This window comes from Candidatus Phycorickettsia trachydisci (assembly GCF_003015145.1).
Taxonomy (GTDB): Bacteria; Pseudomonadota; Alphaproteobacteria; order Rickettsiales; family Rickettsiaceae; genus Phycorickettsia; species Phycorickettsia trachydisci.
In genome coordinates, this window is record NZ_CP027845.1 from 407106 (window position 1) to 426037 (window position 18932).

An 18932-nucleotide genomic window follows, 5' to 3' on the forward strand; every position below is an offset into this window, starting at 1 on the left:
GTATGTGGTTCGTATTCTTTGCCGTAGTCATTTCTTTATTAATTCTTGATTTAGGGTTTTTGCATAATAAAAATCAAGAATTAAGTTTTAGGCACGCTCTGTTAATGAGTTTATTTTATGTAGTGATAGCATTGCTTTTTGGCATGTATATCTGGTACCAACTTGGTGCAGAAAGTTTTGAGGAATATTTAACAGGCTTCATGCTCGAGAAATCTTTGGCGCTAGATAATATATTTTTAATGTCTTTGGTATTTTCTAATTTATCTATTCCTTCTAAATATCAACATAGGGTACTTTTTTGGGGTATTATAGGAGTAGTTATTCTGCGGGGCGTTATGATTAGTTTAGGCGTTCAGCTAATTGTTAGATTTGAATGGATTTTATATATTTTTGCTGTTCTGATGATTGTGACAGGAATAAAAACGTTCTTTGTATCAACGCATATGGTGGATATAAAAAATAATATACTTCTTATATATATGCGTCGCTATCTAAGAATTACCGATGAATTACATGATCAAAAATTTTTTGTTATACAGCATGATCACCTACATTCAAAAAAATACTTATTTGTAACGCCTTTATTTGTCGCTCTTGTATTAATAGAATTTATAGATCTAATCTTCGCATTTGATAGCTTGCCAGCGATATTTAATATAACTCGAGATCCATTTATAATATATGTAAGTAACATATTTGCTATTCTTGGATTAAGGTCTTTATATTTTGTTTTATCTTCAATAGTGAATAAATTTTATTACATTAAATTTTCTTTAGCTGTAATTTTAATTTTTATAGGTTCTAAAATGTTTATAGCAGAATTGATGCACGTAGATAAAATACCGCCTATAATTTCTCTAGGTTTTACAGTGATATCCCTAAGTATAGGAGTGTTATATTCAGTGTATAAGGCTCGTTAATTGCTAAAATTATCATTAATCTAATTACATTGCTGCTGGATAGGTGAAGAATATAAAATGAATAGAGTTAATTCCGCAATGTACTATCATAGAGCTAATGATTCTGCCTGTTTTGTCGTAAGCATATCCATACAATATTCCGGCTAACCATGACAGTCCCATGTATATTAAACCTCCTTCAAAATGAGCCAAACCAAAAATAAAAGATGCCAAGATTATATGTAAATACTTAGATTTCAATAATTCTTTGAAGGTGTTTTGTAAAAAACCTCGACACATTACCTCTTCAGCCATGCATACAAATAAGAAATTGTTGATTTCCCAAATCCAAAATATACTTGTTAATTTTGGATCGAAAGTAACGTATTTAGATAATATGGAGGGACCTAAAATTATTAAAAAAGCCATTAATAAAGTTTGAAAGGTAATTAATAAAGAGTCTTTATCTAAGGGCTTTTGTAAAGCATATAAGTTACTAGTTGTGTACAAAATCAATGCGGCAACGGTTTTATCAAAATTCATGTATGAAGAAAATGGGTACGATAAAGGTGATAGCTGCATGTCAGTGATAACGCGTGTATTAAAAAATCCTGGTATAAAGTGGAACGCAAATCCTGTTATGAAAAAGCAGATAAGACCAAAGAGCAAGAACTTAAATAATTTATTCAAATTCTGATTTACGAAATAGTAATGGCAAATTGAAGCGAAAAGAAATAAAGACAAAATACCATATAAATTTATTACTCCCTTCATGAAAGCAGTAAATATGGCCCAAGATATAAGAGCTACAATTATATGTTTATTTTTGACAAATAAAGATGCAAGTGAAGCAATTGATAAAAAAATATAAGGTAAGGGCATGGAGAATTGTTTTTATTGTATCTAATTAAAACTAAGTATAAAGCGCCAAAATTAGGGTGTCAAAGATATTTTAAGCCTCAATTCATAAAAGAGTATTTTATATTTAAGTTAGTTCTTTTATAATATAAATTAAATTTATTCTTTAGGATAGGAGCTTTCAAAAAAATCTAAGGTTTTAAATCGAATAAAACAATGAGTTATTATGCAATCGACGAAGAAGCAATTTTGTATCTTGAAGTGCCTTATGTGGCAAAAGATTTTGCAAAAAAATTAGGAGCTAAATGGGACCCTGTAAAAAAACAATGGTTTATCTCATGTAGTATGGATATAGCAGCATTTAAGCAGTGGTTGGTTTTCACAAAATCTGAACATGGAAATATGCGAGCAGATTATTTCTACTTAGCTCAAGTCAACAGGAATTGCTATAAATGTGCCCAAAACACATTGGTAAATGCTATCATATTGCCGCAAGGATTTGAAGTAGTGGACGATAGCATTATGGAGGAATTAGAAAAACAAAATATCCCAGTAGAAGGGAAATTATTTTGTCGACAAAACTATTCATCAATCGTATCTTATGTTACTTATATTTCATTAGAAGCTTTGAAAGAAATATACAAATATATTGATTGTTGTTTTTTTCGAGAAGAATATTCTATGTCAGTAGACTATTCTTATTACCGGTCTATATGTCAACATTGTCATTCTGCACAAGGAGATAATTATATAATTTCTGAATATAACTCCGTATTTCATCCCAGTAATATTGAAGATTTTCATAAAATACAATTTTATAAAATTCAGCAGAAAATTAAAATTAGAGCAGGGGCGTACAGTATTGACTATGAACCATTAGATTACATGATTATGCAGAATGTATGAAAAATCGTAACAATAATTCATATTGTAGCTTGGCGGAGGGAGAGGGATTCGAACCCTCGATACGACTTGAGATCGTATAACAATTTAGCAAACTGCCGCCTTCAGCCTCTCGGCCACCCCTCCGGATGCTCTCTATAAATATTAGACTAAAATCCTTAGATGATCAACTGTTTCTGTAAATATTTTAAAGATATATGAATTTATTAAAACTTGAAGAGAAGAGAAGCGTAAGTAGAATGACTATGATAACGGCGCTTAAATGTATAGTCATATACTAGATTAAGTTCTATGGATTTTTTACAAGCGCTTAAAAAAGTACCAATAGCATAAGTAGTCTTAGCTGGCTTAACGACATCTGATACTACACTTTGAGATTGATTTCCTATAGTTGTGATTATATTTCTGTTACCCTTAGTAAATATAGCTTGCTCTATATTAATACTAATGCCAGGAGTTACTTCAAATTCGCGCATTTTCATACGTTTTATAAGCCTAACACCTATATTCGCTGCTATTCTAGTGATTTTTTTTCGTCCTACATTCAAGCTAAGGTTGGGGCTAGTTTCTTTGAAGCTATTAATTGAGAATTTATCAAACGTAATTCCTATTTTTGGTAATAAACTAAAGATTTTGTTATAGTCAGTTTTATAAGAAACTTCTGTTTGGGCTCTAAATAATTCTCCTTTGGTTTTACCTAAATATAATATATTTTGATTATTACGCTCAGTTTTTATGAAAGCTTTACCGTAATTTAAGTTTGTATTGAGCCGAACCTTTGGTGATAAAACATATTCACCATAAAGAGTTATAATATGCAAATTGGTTTTTTGTATATTATCTTTAGTAATAGTGATTCCCCTAAATTTGGTTTTAGAGAAAGTGTTTGTATAAGCAATGCCAGCCGTAAAAAGATCTTTTATCAATTCTATATCAGTACCAATCGCAAAACCTTTTTGATGATTATTATAGCCAAGATCATTTTTTTTAGGTTTTTGTTTAGAAAAAGAGCTTAAACCTTTTATCCATAAACCCTTTTTTACAGGATCATTCTCTCCAGCTGCAGCTAATGTCGATATTTCTGATTGACTTAAATTGTATAATCTTGTTTGAAGGATGCGAGAGACTAAATCCATGGAATCGAAAAATATCATATGTGAAATATTGTGAATGTATTTTAACGAAAATAAAGCATCTTGGTTTGAAGTGTTTGGATCTAGAACTCCTTTTTCTAAATTTTGCCGTATTTCTTCTGCGTGTATCTCTAATTTTTCAGCAGGTTTAAGTGTCCGGGGTTTAGTTTGTATCTGAGGAGGTGGTGGGATTGTTACATCTTGCTTAGGTAGTTTATTGATTATAATTTTTCCAGCCGGTTTAAGCGTCTGAGGCTTGGTTTGTATTTTCAAAGGTGCTCGTACTGACACTTCCTTTATAGTTGGTTTGTTAACAACTATTTGTCCAGCTGGTTCGATTGTTTGTTTTTTGGTTTGTACAGTTTGAGGTGGTTGGATAGTTACATCTTGCTTAGGTAGTTTGTTGACTATAATTTTTCCAGCCGGTTTAAGCGTCTGAGGCTTGGTTTGTATTTTCAAAGGTGCTCGTACTGACACTTCCTTTGCAGTTGGTTTGTTAACAACTATTTGTCCAGCTGGTTCGATTGTTTGTTTTTTGGTTTGTATAGTTTGAGGTGGTTGGATAGTTACATCTTGCTTAGGTAGTTTATTGACTATAATTTTTCCAGCCGGTTTAAGTGTCTGAGCTTTGGTTTGTATAGTTTGAGATGGTTGGATGGTTACATCTTGCTTAGGTAGTTTATTGATTATAATTTTTCCAGCCGGTTTAAGTGTCTGAGCTTTGGTTTGTATAGTTTGAGATGGTTGGATGGTTACATCTTGCTTAGGTAGTTTATTGACTACAATTTTCTCAGCCGGTTTAAGTGTCTGAGCTTTGGTTTGTATAGTTTGAGATGGTTGGATGGTTACATCTTGCTTAGGTAGTTTATTGACTACAATTTTCTCAGCCGGTTTAAGTGTCTGAGCTTTGGTTTGTATAGTTTGAGGTGGTTGGATAGTTACATCTTGCTTAGGTAGTTTGTCGACTATAATTTTTCCAGCCGGTTTAAGTGTCTGAGCTTTGGTTTGTATAGTTTGAGGTGGTTGGATAGTTACATCTTGCTTAGGTAGTTTGTCGACTATAATTTTTCCAGCCCGCTTAAGTGTCTGTGGTTTGGTTTTTATTTCCTCAGGTGGATTATAGGGTATCCAATGATGTTGCTCTTTTGCTGGGCGATTTTCACTACCTTCTGAACCTGAATCAGAAGCCAGAGGTGTTCTAATATTAGTTAGCAAAGGATTTTCACTACCTTCTGAACCTGAATCAGAAGCTAGAGGTGTTCTAATATTAGTTAGCAAAGGATTTTCACTACCTTCTGAACCTGAATCAGAAGCTAGAGGTGTTCTAATATCAGTTAGCAAAGGATTTTCACTACCTTCTGAACCTGAATCAGAAGCCAGAGGTGTTCTAATATTAGTTAGCAAAGGATTTTCACTGCCTTCTGAACCTGAATCTTTGGTTGATATACCAGAACTTACGGAATTAGGGGTTTTGTTTGATCCCGGTTCGACAGCAAGTACATTTTTTGCGAAAAAGACTAGCGTTAGGCTTACTACAATTACCTGCAGTTTTACAATGTTAGGAATTTTCCAGCAAATTAAACGTACAAGCAACATTTTACTAATTAATCCTCTTCAAATAAGGGTATATCATAGCCACTAAGTCTAACAAATTCTAATATTTCCTCCCCTCTATCTTTATCTCCATTTTCTGATTCGCTGCATACTAAAGATTGCCCTTTATCATGCCAAAATTGAAATACTGCTTCTTGGATATCTGGGTTAAGTGCCATAAGGTCGATGTTGTATGTAAATTTTTGTATCTCCTTTATGTGTTGTCCTTGATTTAAGATACTTTCCGTTGTACGACTATACATGTATACAATAAGAGAGTTGTAAGTTTTTTGACTTTCTGTATCTTTATTACTTAAAAATTCCTGCGCATTATCACTTATGAATTGCCAGGCTGAATTTAAGGTATTTGAACTATCTTCTCTTAACCTAATTTCACACTCTATTAACTGACAGAAAGAGTTCAGTTGAAGGTCAAGATTTTCTTTAGGACAATTTTTATTATCAATCACCTCTTGAAATTCTTTTTTAGCAGCAAGATATTTATCTTCTGTACCTTGTCTCATAAATAAGAGCCCCAATTTATATGTTGCTTCAACGTTTGTAGGATCCCAATCTTTAGCTTTTTGAAAGCTTTCAGTTGCTTCGTCAGGCGCTTGAGTAAGACCTAAATTGTACAGAGCTTTTGAAAGAATTACTTCATGATCATACTCTAATTTAAGACCATTTTTTTCTACTTCTTTAATAACATGCAAAACTTCGTCAAGGTTTCCCTGCATAACGAAACATACAGCTAAGTTAGTGCAAGCTTTAATATAATCTTTTGCTAAGTTGCCCTTATTAAAATCACTTATTTTAATATATTGTTCGATCGCATTGGAAAAAGAATCTATAGCTTTGTTAAAATCTTGATTGTCAAGAGCATCGCAACCATCATTATATGATTGATTAGCTCTCATTTTATATGACCGTTCTAGCGTAATACTTGCTTGCTTTGCCACTTTATTTTCTTTTGTCATAAATTATACTGTTTTAAAAATTAGTTAATTATCACGTCAGTATCAACACTATCTGTGCCGATTAAAGAACTACTATACTCACTCTTTTGCGATGGGTAACAAGGAAAAACTGAAGGAGCAGAGCTGTAGCTACTACCTAATTCTTCATAATTACCTGACATAAAAAAGTCGATTATGTTTTTAACTTGTTCGTCATATGAATCATCTTTAGGATATTTATTAAAAATGAACTCTCTAAAATCTTGAACTAGTGATTCTAAATTTTTCTTCGATTCTTCACTCGGTAAGAGTTTTAATGTTTTAGCTGAATATTTATTCAAGCTATTTAATAACCTCTGAATTTCAACAATTTTAGGAGTTTTTAAATCATATTCGTCAATCAGCCTCTCCATAGCTTGGTATATTTTAGTTGTTTTTTCTATAGTATCATCTAATCTTTTTTCCTGGTTGAGACGAGTTAAAGATTTAATTGATGCTTTTGCTATGTGTAGTATTGTCTTAAAAATATCTTCGTTACATTTCTTGAGTTCGTCTTCATTATCTGCTGAGTTCTTAATAAATTTTTGGTATTGAATATAATGTCCTATTATTTCAATGCTTTCAAGACTTGGATATTTTTGTACTTGAGATAGCAGATAGGTCAGGTCAATTTTGAGATCTGCCTCTTCGGATAATAAGTATTTCATTACATTTTGTGCCTTCAGATTAAATGAAATGTGAAATAAATGGTCTGTGCCTCTTGGGTATGTTCCTAATTTAATTTTTTGTACTAAAAATTTCATTACATCATCATTTTGTGTTATGCAGGTTATGGCATATGCATAATTTAATATTTGATGCGTTGTATGATTTGGGTGCGCTTTATTAGTATTACATAAATTTCCTATATATTCTTTAAGGAAATCATTTTTGTTGGCAAAAGGTGCTTCTTCAAATTTGTCTATAACATGCTTAAAAATTTTGCGAAATTCTTTCTTACTTGCTGCAGAAATCAAACTACATAATTGCAAATCTATTTTAAAATTTCTGTCCAGGTCTGTTGCAGTTTTTTTAATTTTTTCCAATTGAGCGTTAAATATCCCTGCATGCTGCTCTTTGGATAGTTCTTCTTCAAGTATGGATGTAAAAGACTCTATACTAAAGGGTAGCTTATCATTTTTTACGTCTTGGTTTTGGTTTAGAACGACACTACTATTTTCTTTGTTATCTATAAAATTTTCTTTTTGAGATCTCTTACCAAGTTTTTTGTGATTATGATTTGAATTTGAGGTAGATGTTTTTTGTTCTTCTGATTGATCTGGTGCTGTTAATTCTATAGTTTCAAGATCAGCACCAGTATCATTCTGTGAATTTTCTACATAACGTTTTATTTTTCTAAATTCTTCATTATCAGGTGACTCGGATTGTAAAAGAAGAAGAATCTGCTCTAATGTTGCATGCTCTAACGTTGGATTCTTCCCTGTTATATGTTTTATAGGATTAAATTTATTTAAATATAATAAAGAACAATTTGTCAGTATATGTTCTTTTACTTTATCTAAATTATTGTCCCAATCTTCCTTTCCTAATAATTCTGACCAATTTATTTCTCCTATTTTTTCAATTAGTCGTGTAACCTTACCATGTTCAGGTTCGTCAAGAATATCTTCCCAATGATTTTGAAATAATTTACTAAATGAGTCGGTAGTTGGGCCCCTAAATTTACCAACTTCTTGCGGAATGTTTTTCAAATATTTGTTGAATTTTTCCTGCACTTCTGGAGATTCTGTTTTAAATAAATCAAAAAATTTCCAGCTACCACTTTGAATAACTTGCCAGAAAATATTCTTTAAAACATTATGTGCTATTTCCTCGTTTTCAAAAATAAACTCTAGGGGTGATTTACTAATACTTCCGTCGGTTAAAACCTTAGAATAATCATTACTAGTTAAAACTGCTTTTAATTCCATGAGCCACCATAAGGCCACTGGATCAGTTTTGATTGCTATATGAGCAGGAGTTAAGCCCGCATTATTTACTGCATTTAGATTATCGTGTAAATTATCTGAAGATACACGTTCTCTTTCTAATATAGCATCTTTATAGTGGTTGATAACAGAAAGAACATCAGACAGTATACCTTTTTCAGCTGAGGAATGAAAAAAATTATTACCTTTGGAAGTTGAATAATAAAAAATTCCTAAAGCTTGAGGTTCGGAGAGAGTTCTAAATAATTTATCAAAAAAAGTCTGTGGTCTGCCCGTAGTTAATAAATGGATAATTTCTTGTACGTTGGGGTGAGGTTTTTGCAATTCGCTAATTAGTCCTTTGTACATAATTTTTTCTATTTAATTAAGCTACTTTTTAATACTATCAAATTAATACTATCAAAAAAAAGATAATTAATGCAACTAGTTTTAGATATATATTTTTAACTTCAACAAATAATTTATCTATAATTTTTACTAAAAAATTATATAAGTAAGTAAAAAATTAAAAAATACTTAAAATTTTTACAAAGATAGTATATTCATACTGAAAATAGTCCAACAAATAGATAGAGATATCTGTAAAACTTCCTGAGCTAGATTATCTTAGCTCAGGTGGACATGTGATATTTTTATACTCTTTCAAATATATTTGTAGTCACTATAATTTTGCAATTTATAAATACCCTATTAAGACATTAATATGATAGAGAATTTATTTAAAATTATTACCTATATGATATTTACTAATCAAGAAAATACTTTGGCCACGGCTGTAAAATATGCTCTTAAACCTAAAGGTTCATTGTTTCATAATCAAGAATATTGGGTCAAAAAAGCTATACATATAGCTTCAAAAGAAAATATAGTAGCAAGCCAAGTACCTATTCCCGATATAATTGAATGTATCCAGAATGGTCATGTAGATCTTGCAGCTTATTTGTATTCTAAAACTCAAGTGAAAGAAAGAGTACAGACTCTTTTTGATAACTTCATGCAATTAACGAAAGCAGAGTATCACAATAACATTGAGCTGCAAAAATTACATACGGAAATCTTAGGAATAGGGTATCGTACTTTTGAAACTTTGTCAGTTTTCTTAGTTACTAAAGGAATAAGTGAAAATGCTTTATCAAACCATGGAACTGCAGATTTGATAAAACTTTTGTTATCCAATGCGTCTTTTGAATTTAAGGCAGAGGATCCTGCGATGACGGAAAAGTTAGAAAAGATTGAACAAATAATAGGTCAAGGTCCATCAGCTAATGGCAGTGTAGAATTATTTAAAATATTTAATTCAATTATTCCAGTGAGAGATTTTAGTGGATTAATTGATGAACTTGGAATTCACCAACCTAGCTTTGGTAAATTTAATATAGATGTAAAGTGTGAAAATGGTAAACCTAGTATAATGGCAAGCTTAAAAATAAACGAAAATAATTTAGTAGGAAAAGAATTAGCCAATCTTGGAAAAAGTACTGGGGGTATACATGTTGGTACAGACGATTTACCTATTCATTCCCCTGTAGATATCACTTTAGGTGTTGAGCAAGACGGTGCCTTATCAGTTGAAGCTGGTTTGGATGTACCTGGAGGTAGCGCAGTATCTACAGCTGTCAAAGCTATAGGTCAGGCGGTCGACAATCATCACGACGCATAATTTTTAACACTGTTAATAAACTAGTTATTTTTGGCTTTTTTTTCAGCATCATAAAAATAACTGGTCTATTAATAGCAACATATCTTATATGTAATTTTTAAAATCAACATCTAATATAATTGATAAACAATTTTGTTTATAGCTCTTGATGATTTTCTGATTTATAGGCTATACGATATTCACCCAAATATTTAAAACCCATTAATAGTATTTATTTTTTGCTTGGTTCTGGCTTAAAGCTAGCTTTTTCATCACCAGGAAGTACGTTATCTGGACCTTGCCAAGGAGATGCAAAATCAAATGATCGAAACTCTTGTTCAAGATCTAATGGTTCATATATTACGCTTTCTTGTTTTTCGTCATATTTGACCTGATTATAGCCGCTAAGAGGAAAGTCTTTTCTTAAAGGGTGTCCTTCAAAACCGTAATCAGTAAGTATTCTAGTTAAATTTGGATGCTCATCAAATATTATGCCAAATAAATCAAAAGCTTCACGTTCATACCAATTTGCAGCTGAAAATATAGAAGTTGCGGAAGGCATAGATTCTTTATCTTTCAATTGCACCTTGATAATCAAGCGCATATTAAGCTTCAGGCTGAGTAGGTTATAAACTACTTCAAATCTTTTGGGGCGAGAAGGAAAATCAGCTACAAATAGATCTGTCAGTACCGTAAATCTAAAATTATGATCTTGTTTCAATTCAGATAAAATTTTGGTTATCAGATCTTTTTTGGTAATTAAGGTTATAAACTCAGCTGTTTGCTGAATGCATTCTGGATCTAAGTTTTTTACGAAATTCAATACCTCTTCCTTCATGATCTGACAATTTTATGTTTTTTGATTTTTTGTTGAAGTAGAAAAGCTCCATATAATAAACTTTCAGCTGTTGGTGGACAGCCTGGTACATACACATCTACAGGAACAATACGATCGCATCCTCTAACAACTGAATAAGAGTAATGGTAATATCCTCCTCCATTAGCACAGCTTCCCATAGAAATAACCCATTTAGGCTCTGCCATTTGATCATATACTTTTCTAAGAGCCGGGGCCATTTTGTTTGTTAATGTACCAGCAACAATCATAACATCTGCTTGACGTGGGCTTGCTCTAAAAAGCATTCCAAAACGATCCATATCGTACCTACTTGCAGCAGCTTGCATCATTTCTACAGCGCAACACGCAAGTCCAAAAGTCATGGGCCATAGAGAGCCAGTACGTGCCCAGCATACTATGTCTTCTAGCTTTGCAACTAGGTATCCTTGATTATTAAATTGTTCCTTTAATGAATGCATATTACTTACTATCTAAAACTTGTTTTTTCCACTCATAGATAAAACCAACTGTAAGCACAAAGATAAAAAATAATCCTGATAAAAATCCTGTCAAGCTTAGATTTTTTAAATTTAATGCCCATGGAACTAAAAAAATGATTTCTAAATCAAACACTATAAAAGAAATGGCTATTAAGTAGAAACTAATATTAAATTGGCCTGCGTTATCTTGTGTTGGCTCAAAACCGCATTCGTAAGGAGATAATTTACTTTTTTGAGGTTTTTTGTTTGCTAGAAATTGGGGCAAAATGATTATAGCCAGTGCAATAAAGACGGTAAGACAGATGAAGATAAATATACTTAAATAATTAATCATATTAATTTAGTCTAAATGCTTCGTTAAAAATACACACTATTTTTTTTCCAGCCCGTAAAGAAAGCTTGTTATATACTCGTTCTATTATAACTAAATTGGAGTCACTACGAGCTGGGCGGTAGTTTACAAGTTCTTCTTTTAAATCATCATCGACTGCAAATATAGCAGGAAGTTGACTGTTTCGATCTCTGAATTGTAGGTATGTGAATTGTCCATCATCAAAAATCTTAATTGGAGCAATTTCTTCATTGCCACTAATAGAGTAATAGAAGTTGTAATTTTCGGGATGAGTTAGATCAGGTAAATCGTTATCTCCGGCAAGGGAATAACTTTGTATGTGGTTAAGATTCATTTCTTCATCTGGATAAAGGAATTTTACGTTAAATACCATGTCTGGATCACGAATATCCTGGGCTTCTTCAGCATACAACTCAAAATAATATGTTCTTTTATTTGTCAACAAAGTCATGTTAGTAGTTGCATCATTGTCTACAGGCTTTAAAAATATTCTATTACCAGAAGGAACGATCTGCCATCCCGTGGTATCACCCATAGAGATACTGGCTACTTCTTCATCGGGAGCAAGTTCAATGCTAGCTTGATAGTTGTAATAACCAGTAAATTTAAATACATCATCAGGGCTATATACCATTACTCTGATTCTAGGATCAACAGGAGTTGGTCTAGACTCTCTAACTGCTGCGGATTCCAAACTCCAAAGCATCAAAATTAGGAAAATTAAGCTAAGTTTTTTTCTCATCACTTTCTAATTTATTCTCTAATAATTTCAGCTTGTAGTCCGTTACAACAAAATACAAAGTTGGTTTTGTTTCGTTATCAAAATAGTTTGTATTAATTTCAAATCCAACTTGAGCTTCCCAAATTAAATTTTCTATTAGGTTACTTTTTGAATCGTATACTATCGATCTAAATTTCATTTTAGCGGTATTGCGATCTAGCATGTCGTTAGATAGGGGGTATACAAACCTTTTCACCTGGTCTTCATATCTTAAGATAGGAGAATTAGGATTATCTACTTGCAAATAGCTATAAAACTGATTAAATACTTGAGGTGTTGATTTGGATTTAACGAAAAGTATTTGTTCTTTCAGCTTTATGTAGTCATAAATTTCCCTTTGTTCTACGTAATTTTTAACTAAATATTTAGAAAAAAAAGTCAGGTAGTCTTCGTGTCTATTTTTGGGCTTGACTAAATATATCTTTTTATTATTGCGATAGTTATCAAGTTGTATTAAATACCTGATTGAATGTCCCAAAGGAAATAGCTTATATATATTAATGCCCATAGCTATGCATAGCACAATACTATACACTAAAAAGCATATAATATAAGACTTATGAGTAAAGGGTTTGACGTATTTGTCATTATACCAAACATTTAAGTCTGCAAAATATTTTTTTAAATATTCATCGCGACTATCTTGAGATTCCATGTAAATCCTAGCGCTTAAGCCATGCTTTAATTACAATATAATATTACTTTTAATCTAAATATTTATAAGAACAAGTAACTAATCAAAATATCGAGTAAATCGATAGACATAGTAATAAAAGTACAAGGTTTTAATGGTTTTAAACTAGTTTATCCACACATATCCACAACAAAAGCTTTTAGTACAGGAAATATGTAGATATCTATTCACTTTTATGATATAAATTAGCCTTATGATTTTGATCTATATAAATAATACTTTGAGATGGATGAGTTAATCGTACCTGGTCCCCAAATTTTAAGAGGACAAATTGATGTTTCTGGTGCTAAAAATGGTGTGCTACCTTTGATAGTTTGCTCTATGCTTACTGATCAAGAAATTGTCTTATCCAATGTCCCTAATTTGAGCGACGTACATACCATGAGTAATTTAATGAGATCTTATGGTGCCGATGTATATTTCGATCAAAAATATAAAAAACTTCATATTAAGTGCTTTAGTATAAATTATTCAGGGGCTTGTGATACTGTAAAAAAAATCAGAGCTTCGATATGGCTTTTGGCTCCGCTTTTGATACGTTTAGGTAAAGTAAGAATGCCAATGCCTGGTGGATGTGGGATAGGGGATAAAAAATCCGGTGCTAGACAAATTGATTTGCATCTTGACTTACTTGCGGCAATGGGAGCAAGTATAGAAGTGCGAGATGGGTATGTTTTAGCTGAAATTAAGGAAAAATTTAAAGCCACTGATTTTACTTTTAAAAAAGTTTCAGTTGGGGCAACTATCAATGCTATATTAGCCAGTGTTCTTGCTGATGGCGAAACAATTCTGAGAGAGTGCGCAATTGAGCCAGAAATTTCCGAAATGTGTCATTTACTCGTCAAAATGGGAGCTAAAATTCAAGGAATAGGAACTAGAGAACTTGTGATTTATGGAGTGGAAAGCCTAAAAGGAGCGGAGCAAAAAGTTATTCCTGATCGTATTGAGGCTGGAACGTATTTAATAATGGCTGCTGCAACTAATGGTTATGTGAAGGTGAATGGGATTAATTATAGCACCCTTGAAAGTTTATGTAATGTATTGGAGCTGGCAGGAAATAAGATGGAATTTCATGATGATTCAATTTCTTTATACAGTGGCCAGCAAATTCATCCAGTCGATATCACAACTATGCCTTTTCCTGGCTTTGTTACTGATTTACAAGCACAATTTATGAGCTTGATGTGTTTATCTTCGGGGACCTCTTTCATATCAGAGAAGATATACGATAACCGTTTTATGCATGTAAAAGAACTAAATAAAATGGGTGCAAATATTTCTATTGAGGGCTCAACGGCAAAAGTAATAGGTGTTAAAGAATTGAATGCAGCAAGCGTAAAAGCATCGGATTTAAGAGCCTCTGTGTGTTTAGTGTTGGCTGGTCTATCTGCAAAAGGAGTAACTAGAATCGCAGATATACATCATCTAAGAAGGGGTTACGAAGACTTAGATCTTAAGCTTGCGAAATGTGGAGTACAAGTTGAGTGGTCTAATTCTGTTGACATAATTTCAGAGACTGTTGCAAGTCTAGTATAAAAAATTTTTAGGCATATTTTTAATTAGTATAATTTAAGTTAGCTAATGTACTTTGTATACCCATATTGCTCTAGCTGATAAACACTAACTTTTTTCTTAATACATTGCTTCGAAAGTCTTTACAGATGCCTACTTAGTGGTTTGTTGACTTTATTTTTAATGCATGACTACCATGAAAATATGGAGTAGACGTCGCTCCATGTTGCTTGTATTAGTAATTCAATCCAAAGGTAGTTTATGGGAAATGAAAATAAAGGCTTTGCATCAATGGACAAAGAAAAAGTAAGAGAAATTGCCCATAGAGGCGGTGAGGCTCGTAAAGATCAACTAGGTCATGAAGGTTATGTTGAGATGGGTCACAAAGGTGGCGAAGTGCGCAAAGAACAACTAGGCCATGAAGGCTACGTTGAAATGGGCCATAAAGGTGGCGAGGCGCGCAAAGAACAACTAGGTCATGAAGGTTATGTTGAAATGGGCTATAAAGGAGGAGAGGCTAGAAAGAGCGAACTAGGTCATGAAGGTTATGTTGAAATGGGCTATAAAGGAGGAGAGGCTAGAAAGAGCGAACTAGGTCATGAAGGCTATGTTGAAATGGGTCATAAAGGAGGTGAAGCTAGAAAAGCCCAGCTTGGTCCTGAAGGTTATGCTGAAATGGGTCGTAAGGGAGGACTGTCTGGTAGAAAGAATGAAGAAGAGGAAGTAGAATAAAGTATGGAGAGGCTGTAAGTAATATTTTTACTTATCGCTTCTCCCAACTATAATAGCTAATAGTTATTATAGTTTAATTATGACATTACAAAACAAAATTCAAGATATTCCTGAATTGCCAGGGATATATCAAATGCTTGATAGCAAAGGGTCTATTTTATACATTGGCAAAGCTAAAAGCCTAAAGAAACGTGTATCAAGCTACTTTCAATCAGGTCTTACTACTAGGATTGCTAAAATGATTTGGCAAGCATGTGACATCAAGTATATTATCACTAACTCCGAAGCGGAGGCTTTTTTATTGGAAGCTTCATTAATTAAAAAGTTTAAACCTAAGTTCAATGTATTGCTTAAAGACGATAAATCTTTTCCATATATTAAAATTTCTACGGATCATGATTATCCTCAAATTACTAAATTCAGAGGTAAACTTTCAAAAGATGGATACTACTTTGGACCGTTTGCTTCATCTGGACAGGTGAGTTCAGCTATAGTTGAGATTCAAAAGATATTTCAAATCAGATCGTGTACAAACACATACTTTAAGACTAGAAAAAGGCCTTGTCTTTTATACCAAATTAAAAGATGTAGTGGACCTTGTACTGCTAAAATTAGTTTACATGATTACCAGAATCTAGTAGACCAAACTAAACAGTTTCTTTCAGGTAAGTTTAAAACTTTGATAAAAGATTTAAATATTGAAATGAAAAAATACAGCGAGCAATTTGAATATGAAAAAGCCGCATCTATTCGTGATAGGATTAAAACTATAGAGTATGTTCAATCTCGCAATATTATCAATTCTCAAACTTTAGGAGATGCAGACATTATAGCCGTTAAGACGCTTAAAGGTGCTGCATGTGTACAGGTATTTATATATCGCTGTGGGCAAAACCTTGGTAATCAAGCATACTTTCCTAAAAATGCTGAGCAAGTTGAAGATGCAGAAATTTTACAAAGCTTTTTAGGGCAATTTTATCAAAAACGAAAACCTCCTAAAAATATCATATTAAATAAACAAGTTCCTGATAGTGGTCTTTTAGAAGAAAGTTTATTTAACTTACATGCTCTTAAGACCAAGCTTTTTACCCCAAAGACTAAAGAACAAAAGCTTATTATGAACATGATTGAACAAAATCTTGATGCAGCGCTTAAAACTAAAATTGAAAAACTCGATGACATACATGAGCGTTTAGAAATGATTCGGGAGATTTTTAATTTACCTAATTTGCCTCAGCGTATAGAAGTTTATGATAACAGTCATATCATGGGAAAATATGCTATTGGCGCAATGATTGTGGCTGGTCCAAATGGTTTTGAAAAAAATGACTATAGAAAGTTTAATATTCGTACGACCACAAATGTATTTGGAGGAGATGATTATCAGATGCTTCGGGAAGTGCTTACTCGTAGACTAGCTAAATTAACGGATGAAAACAAACCAGATTTAATGATCATTGATGGAGGGAAGGGGCATTTAGGTGTTGTGAAGGAAGTGATGGAATTTTTAGGAGTGAAAATAAAATACGCCTGTATGTCCAAAGGGGTCGAGCGAAATAAGGGTAACGAAACTTTCCACATGGAAGATAGAGATCCATTTAGTCTACCGAACGACAATAAGGCCATGCAATATTTGCAGTTATTGCGGGATCAAGCCCACAATTTTGCTATTACAAGTCATAGAACAAAACGTAACAAGGAAAGCTTAAAGTAAATCAAAAAGATTGGTATTGCATAAACCATGATAATTTTGATGCGCTTCATCTTTTTTTACAAAATTATATCTATTTATATTTTTTTAAAACATAGCCATTTTATATAGTTAAAGTATCCACAAATATTTAAATAGCTATGTCTGAAAATGGGTCGAATTTGATCGAGTATATCTTTACATCTATAAAAACTTCAGCTGTAAGACAGTTGAATTTTATTCGTAGATGTTTTCTAAAAGACATATTTGCTGCCGTAAATAATAATGACATAGCATTAGTGCAAAAGTTATTAAGGCTTGGAGCAAGTCCTAATAAATCTGATCAAGATGGTAGGACTCCTTTGCATCACGCTGCTCTTAAGGGGCATGCAGAAATTGCTAAGATTTTACTTGAGGCTGGTGCTGATCCTAATGCAAAAGATCCTTTGGATTATACTCCGTTGCATTTTGCAAGTCAGCAAGGTCATCAAGTGATAATAAAATTGTTTACAGAGTATAACAACAATATTTCAATAAAAGTATGAGTTTAGGAATAGTAGATTTTGATCAAACAACGAAGTATGGCGATACAGCTTTAGATTTGGCTATTAAAAACAATAAACTAGAATCTATAGAAGCTTTACTTAGTGGAGGGGCTAAAATTGAAAAATTTGATGGTACGGTTTTGGGAGTTTCATCTACTCCTCTTATTTTAGCTGTGAATTTATCTAAGCTAGAAGTAGTAAAGTTACTACTAAAATATAAACCAGATGTAAACATACTAGACTCACTCGGCTATACTCCATTACAAAATTTATTTTCTAAACCTAGATATAATAAAGTGGATTTAGAAATTGCTAAACTGCTAGTGGAACACGGTGCAAATATTGATGTCATAACCCCTGATGGAAAAAAATTAGAAGATTTAGTTCGTAAAGGTAAAAAACCCGAGCTTATTGATCTTTTAAAGGAGTGTTATGCAAAAAATGAAGAGAAGCAAAAAAACAATATTACGGTTTCTAAAAGCTTTGTTTAAAGGGAAGAAGAGAGGAGGAAAGAGGGTAAGAGTAAAGTTATTTCAAGGTAAAGGATTTTATCCTACAAAGCCAGGCACAGCTCTATTTCTAGCAAGCGTATTCTTTGATGTATTAATCACGTGTTCTATTTTTTCTGTTACTTCACGCACATCGGCATTAGCAAGATTTTCTGGAGGAATTACTGATAAAATCTCAACTGTAATTGTACCAGGTTTTCTGATCCAAAAGCTTTTAGGCCAATACACTCCAGCATTATGAGCCATAAGTACAACAGGCACTTTTGCTTCCATAGCAAGCTTAATTGCACTTGGTTTGTATCTTTTATTTTGATGGGGAAGAACTCTAGTTGATTCAGGGAATATGATAAGAGAAAGCCCTTGCTTAATTTTCTTCTGTCCTTCTTTTAAAATTCTAGTCAAAGATACTATATCTTTTCTATCTACGGCTATGGGATCCATCATTTTTAATCCCCAACCAAATAAAGGTATATTGAATAACTCTTTTTTAATTACCCATGAATGTTTTGGGACTATCAGCTGCATAAAGACATTTTCCCAAAAAGACTGATGATTTGCCATGAATACGGCAGGAGTTTGAGGTAATTTCTCTAATCCTATAACCTCATATTTTAGGCCGCAAATTATCTCTCCAAGCCAAATGAATATTTCAGAATACCTTTTGGCAATAGCATATTTGTTGTCGTAATGAGTGCCTACAAGATACATGATTGCTAATATTGGCCATACAACCAAACTTAATAATGCAACCGCGATATAAAAAATTATGACTCTTGTGCGCCAAAAAATTAGAGGCAAGTAATTAGGCGA

18 protein-coding genes and 1 tRNA gene are annotated in these 18932 nt (G+C 32.6%); 8 read left to right on the top strand and 11 right to left on the bottom strand.

Annotation, left to right across the window (positions count from 1 at the left end; genetic code table 11):
• Positions 1-2 precede the first annotated feature (2 nt).
• Entirely contained in the window at positions 3-920 is a 918-nt protein-coding gene (locus tag phytr_RS01770; RefSeq protein ID WP_106874182.1) for a TerC/Alx family metal homeostasis membrane protein, read from the top strand.
• Between the two features lie 24 nt (positions 921-944).
• Here the strand turns inward: phytr_RS01770 and phytr_RS01775 are convergent, their stop codons facing one another.
• On the bottom strand, positions 945-1781 hold the full coding sequence (locus tag phytr_RS01775) for a CPBP family intramembrane glutamic endopeptidase (protein ID WP_106874183.1): 837 nt from the start codon (positions 1779-1781) through the stop codon (positions 945-947).
• A gap of 192 nt (positions 1782-1973) precedes the next feature.
• Here phytr_RS01775 and phytr_RS01780 point away from each other — a divergent pair, with 192 nt between their 5' ends.
• Complete coding sequence (locus phytr_RS01780) at positions 1974-2663, top strand: DUF5710 domain-containing protein (protein ID WP_106874184.1); 690 nt, start codon at positions 1974-1976, stop codon at positions 2661-2663.
• 30 nt (positions 2664-2693) lie between these two features.
• Here phytr_RS01780 and phytr_RS01785 read toward each other — a convergent pair.
• The 4 genes from phytr_RS01785 to phytr_RS01800 form a co-directional block, all read right to left on the bottom strand.
• A tRNA-Ser gene (locus phytr_RS01785) sits at positions 2694-2786 on the bottom strand.
• Between the two features lie 80 nt (positions 2787-2866).
• Positions 2867-5389: an autotransporter domain-containing protein gene (locus phytr_RS01790; RefSeq protein WP_106874185.1), complete on the bottom strand. Its 2523-nt coding sequence runs from the start codon at positions 5387-5389 to the stop codon at positions 2867-2869.
• Between the two features lie 8 nt (positions 5390-5397).
• Positions 5398-6363, bottom strand: a complete 966-nt coding sequence (locus phytr_RS01795; RefSeq protein WP_106874186.1) for a tetratricopeptide repeat protein — start codon at positions 6361-6363, stop codon at positions 5398-5400.
• A 20-nt stretch (positions 6364-6383) separates the two neighbouring features.
• A complete protein-coding gene (locus tag phytr_RS01800; protein WP_106874187.1) occupies positions 6384-8678 on the bottom strand; it encodes a hypothetical protein in 2295 nt (764 codons plus the stop codon).
• 355 nt (positions 8679-9033) lie between these two features.
• Between phytr_RS01800 and phytr_RS01805 the strand changes: the two genes are divergently transcribed.
• On the top strand, positions 9034-9990 hold the full coding sequence (locus phytr_RS01805; protein ID WP_106874188.1) for a hypothetical protein: 957 nt from the start codon (positions 9034-9036) through the stop codon (positions 9988-9990).
• A 211-nt stretch (positions 9991-10201) separates the two neighbouring features.
• Here phytr_RS01805 and phytr_RS01810 read toward each other — a convergent pair whose 3' ends face one another.
• The 5 genes from phytr_RS01810 to phytr_RS01830 are packed head-to-tail and all read right to left on the bottom strand — an operon-like array spanning position 10202 to position 13095.
• Entirely contained in the window at positions 10202-10807 is a 606-nt protein-coding gene (locus phytr_RS01810; protein ID WP_106874189.1) for an NADH-quinone oxidoreductase subunit C, read from the bottom strand.
• A complete protein-coding gene (locus tag phytr_RS01815; protein ID WP_106874190.1) occupies positions 10804-11286 on the bottom strand; it encodes a NuoB/complex I 20 kDa subunit family protein in 483 nt (160 codons plus the stop codon). Before phytr_RS01815 ends, phytr_RS01810 begins: the two co-directional genes overlap by 4 nt.
• Position 11287: 1 nt before the next feature.
• Positions 11288-11641 (bottom strand): NADH-quinone oxidoreductase subunit A, encoded by a 354-nt coding sequence (locus phytr_RS01820; RefSeq protein ID WP_106874191.1) that lies wholly within the window; start codon positions 11639-11641, stop codon positions 11288-11290.
• Between the two features lies 1 nt (position 11642).
• Positions 11643-12401, bottom strand: a complete 759-nt coding sequence (gene virB9, locus phytr_RS01825) for a P-type conjugative transfer protein VirB9 (protein ID WP_106874192.1) — start codon at positions 12399-12401, stop codon at positions 11643-11645.
• The gene (locus tag phytr_RS01830) at positions 12385-13095 is read right to left on the bottom strand and encodes a VirB8 family type IV secretion system protein (protein ID WP_106874193.1); all 711 of its coding nucleotides are present in this window, start codon (positions 13093-13095) and stop codon (positions 12385-12387) included. Before phytr_RS01830 ends, virB9 begins: the two co-directional genes overlap by 17 nt.
• Positions 13096-13359: 264 nt before the next feature.
• On the opposite strand from phytr_RS01830, the gene murA reads away from it, so the two are divergent.
• The 5 genes from murA to phytr_RS01855 all read left to right on the top strand — a co-directional run bounded on the left by murA (position 13360) and on the right by phytr_RS01855 (position 18104).
• The gene (gene murA, locus phytr_RS01835; protein WP_106874194.1) at positions 13360-14670 is read left to right on the top strand and encodes a UDP-N-acetylglucosamine 1-carboxyvinyltransferase; all 1311 of its coding nucleotides are present in this window, start codon (positions 13360-13362) and stop codon (positions 14668-14670) included.
• Positions 14671-14907: 237 nt separating this feature from the next.
• Entirely contained in the window at positions 14908-15378 is a 471-nt protein-coding gene (locus phytr_RS01840) for a KGG domain-containing protein (protein WP_158706822.1), read from the top strand.
• Positions 15379-15457: 79 nt separating this feature from the next.
• Entirely contained in the window at positions 15458-17092 is a 1635-nt protein-coding gene (uvrC, locus tag phytr_RS01845; protein ID WP_106874195.1) for an excinuclease ABC subunit UvrC, read from the top strand.
• Positions 17093-17229: 137 nt separating this feature from the next.
• Entirely contained in the window at positions 17230-17613 is a 384-nt protein-coding gene (locus phytr_RS01850) for an ankyrin repeat domain-containing protein (protein WP_106874196.1), read from the top strand.
• Positions 17610-18104, top strand: a complete 495-nt coding sequence (locus phytr_RS01855; RefSeq protein ID WP_106874197.1) for an ankyrin repeat domain-containing protein — start codon at positions 17610-17612, stop codon at positions 18102-18104. The genes phytr_RS01850 and phytr_RS01855 overlap by 4 nt, the downstream gene beginning before the upstream one ends.
• 57 nt (positions 18105-18161) lie before the next feature.
• Here phytr_RS01855 and phytr_RS01860 read toward each other — a convergent pair whose 3' ends face one another.
• On the bottom strand, positions 18162-18911 hold the full coding sequence (locus phytr_RS01860) for a 1-acyl-sn-glycerol-3-phosphate acyltransferase (RefSeq protein WP_199843761.1): 750 nt from the start codon (positions 18909-18911) through the stop codon (positions 18162-18164).
• Positions 18912-18932: the final 21 nt, after the last annotated feature.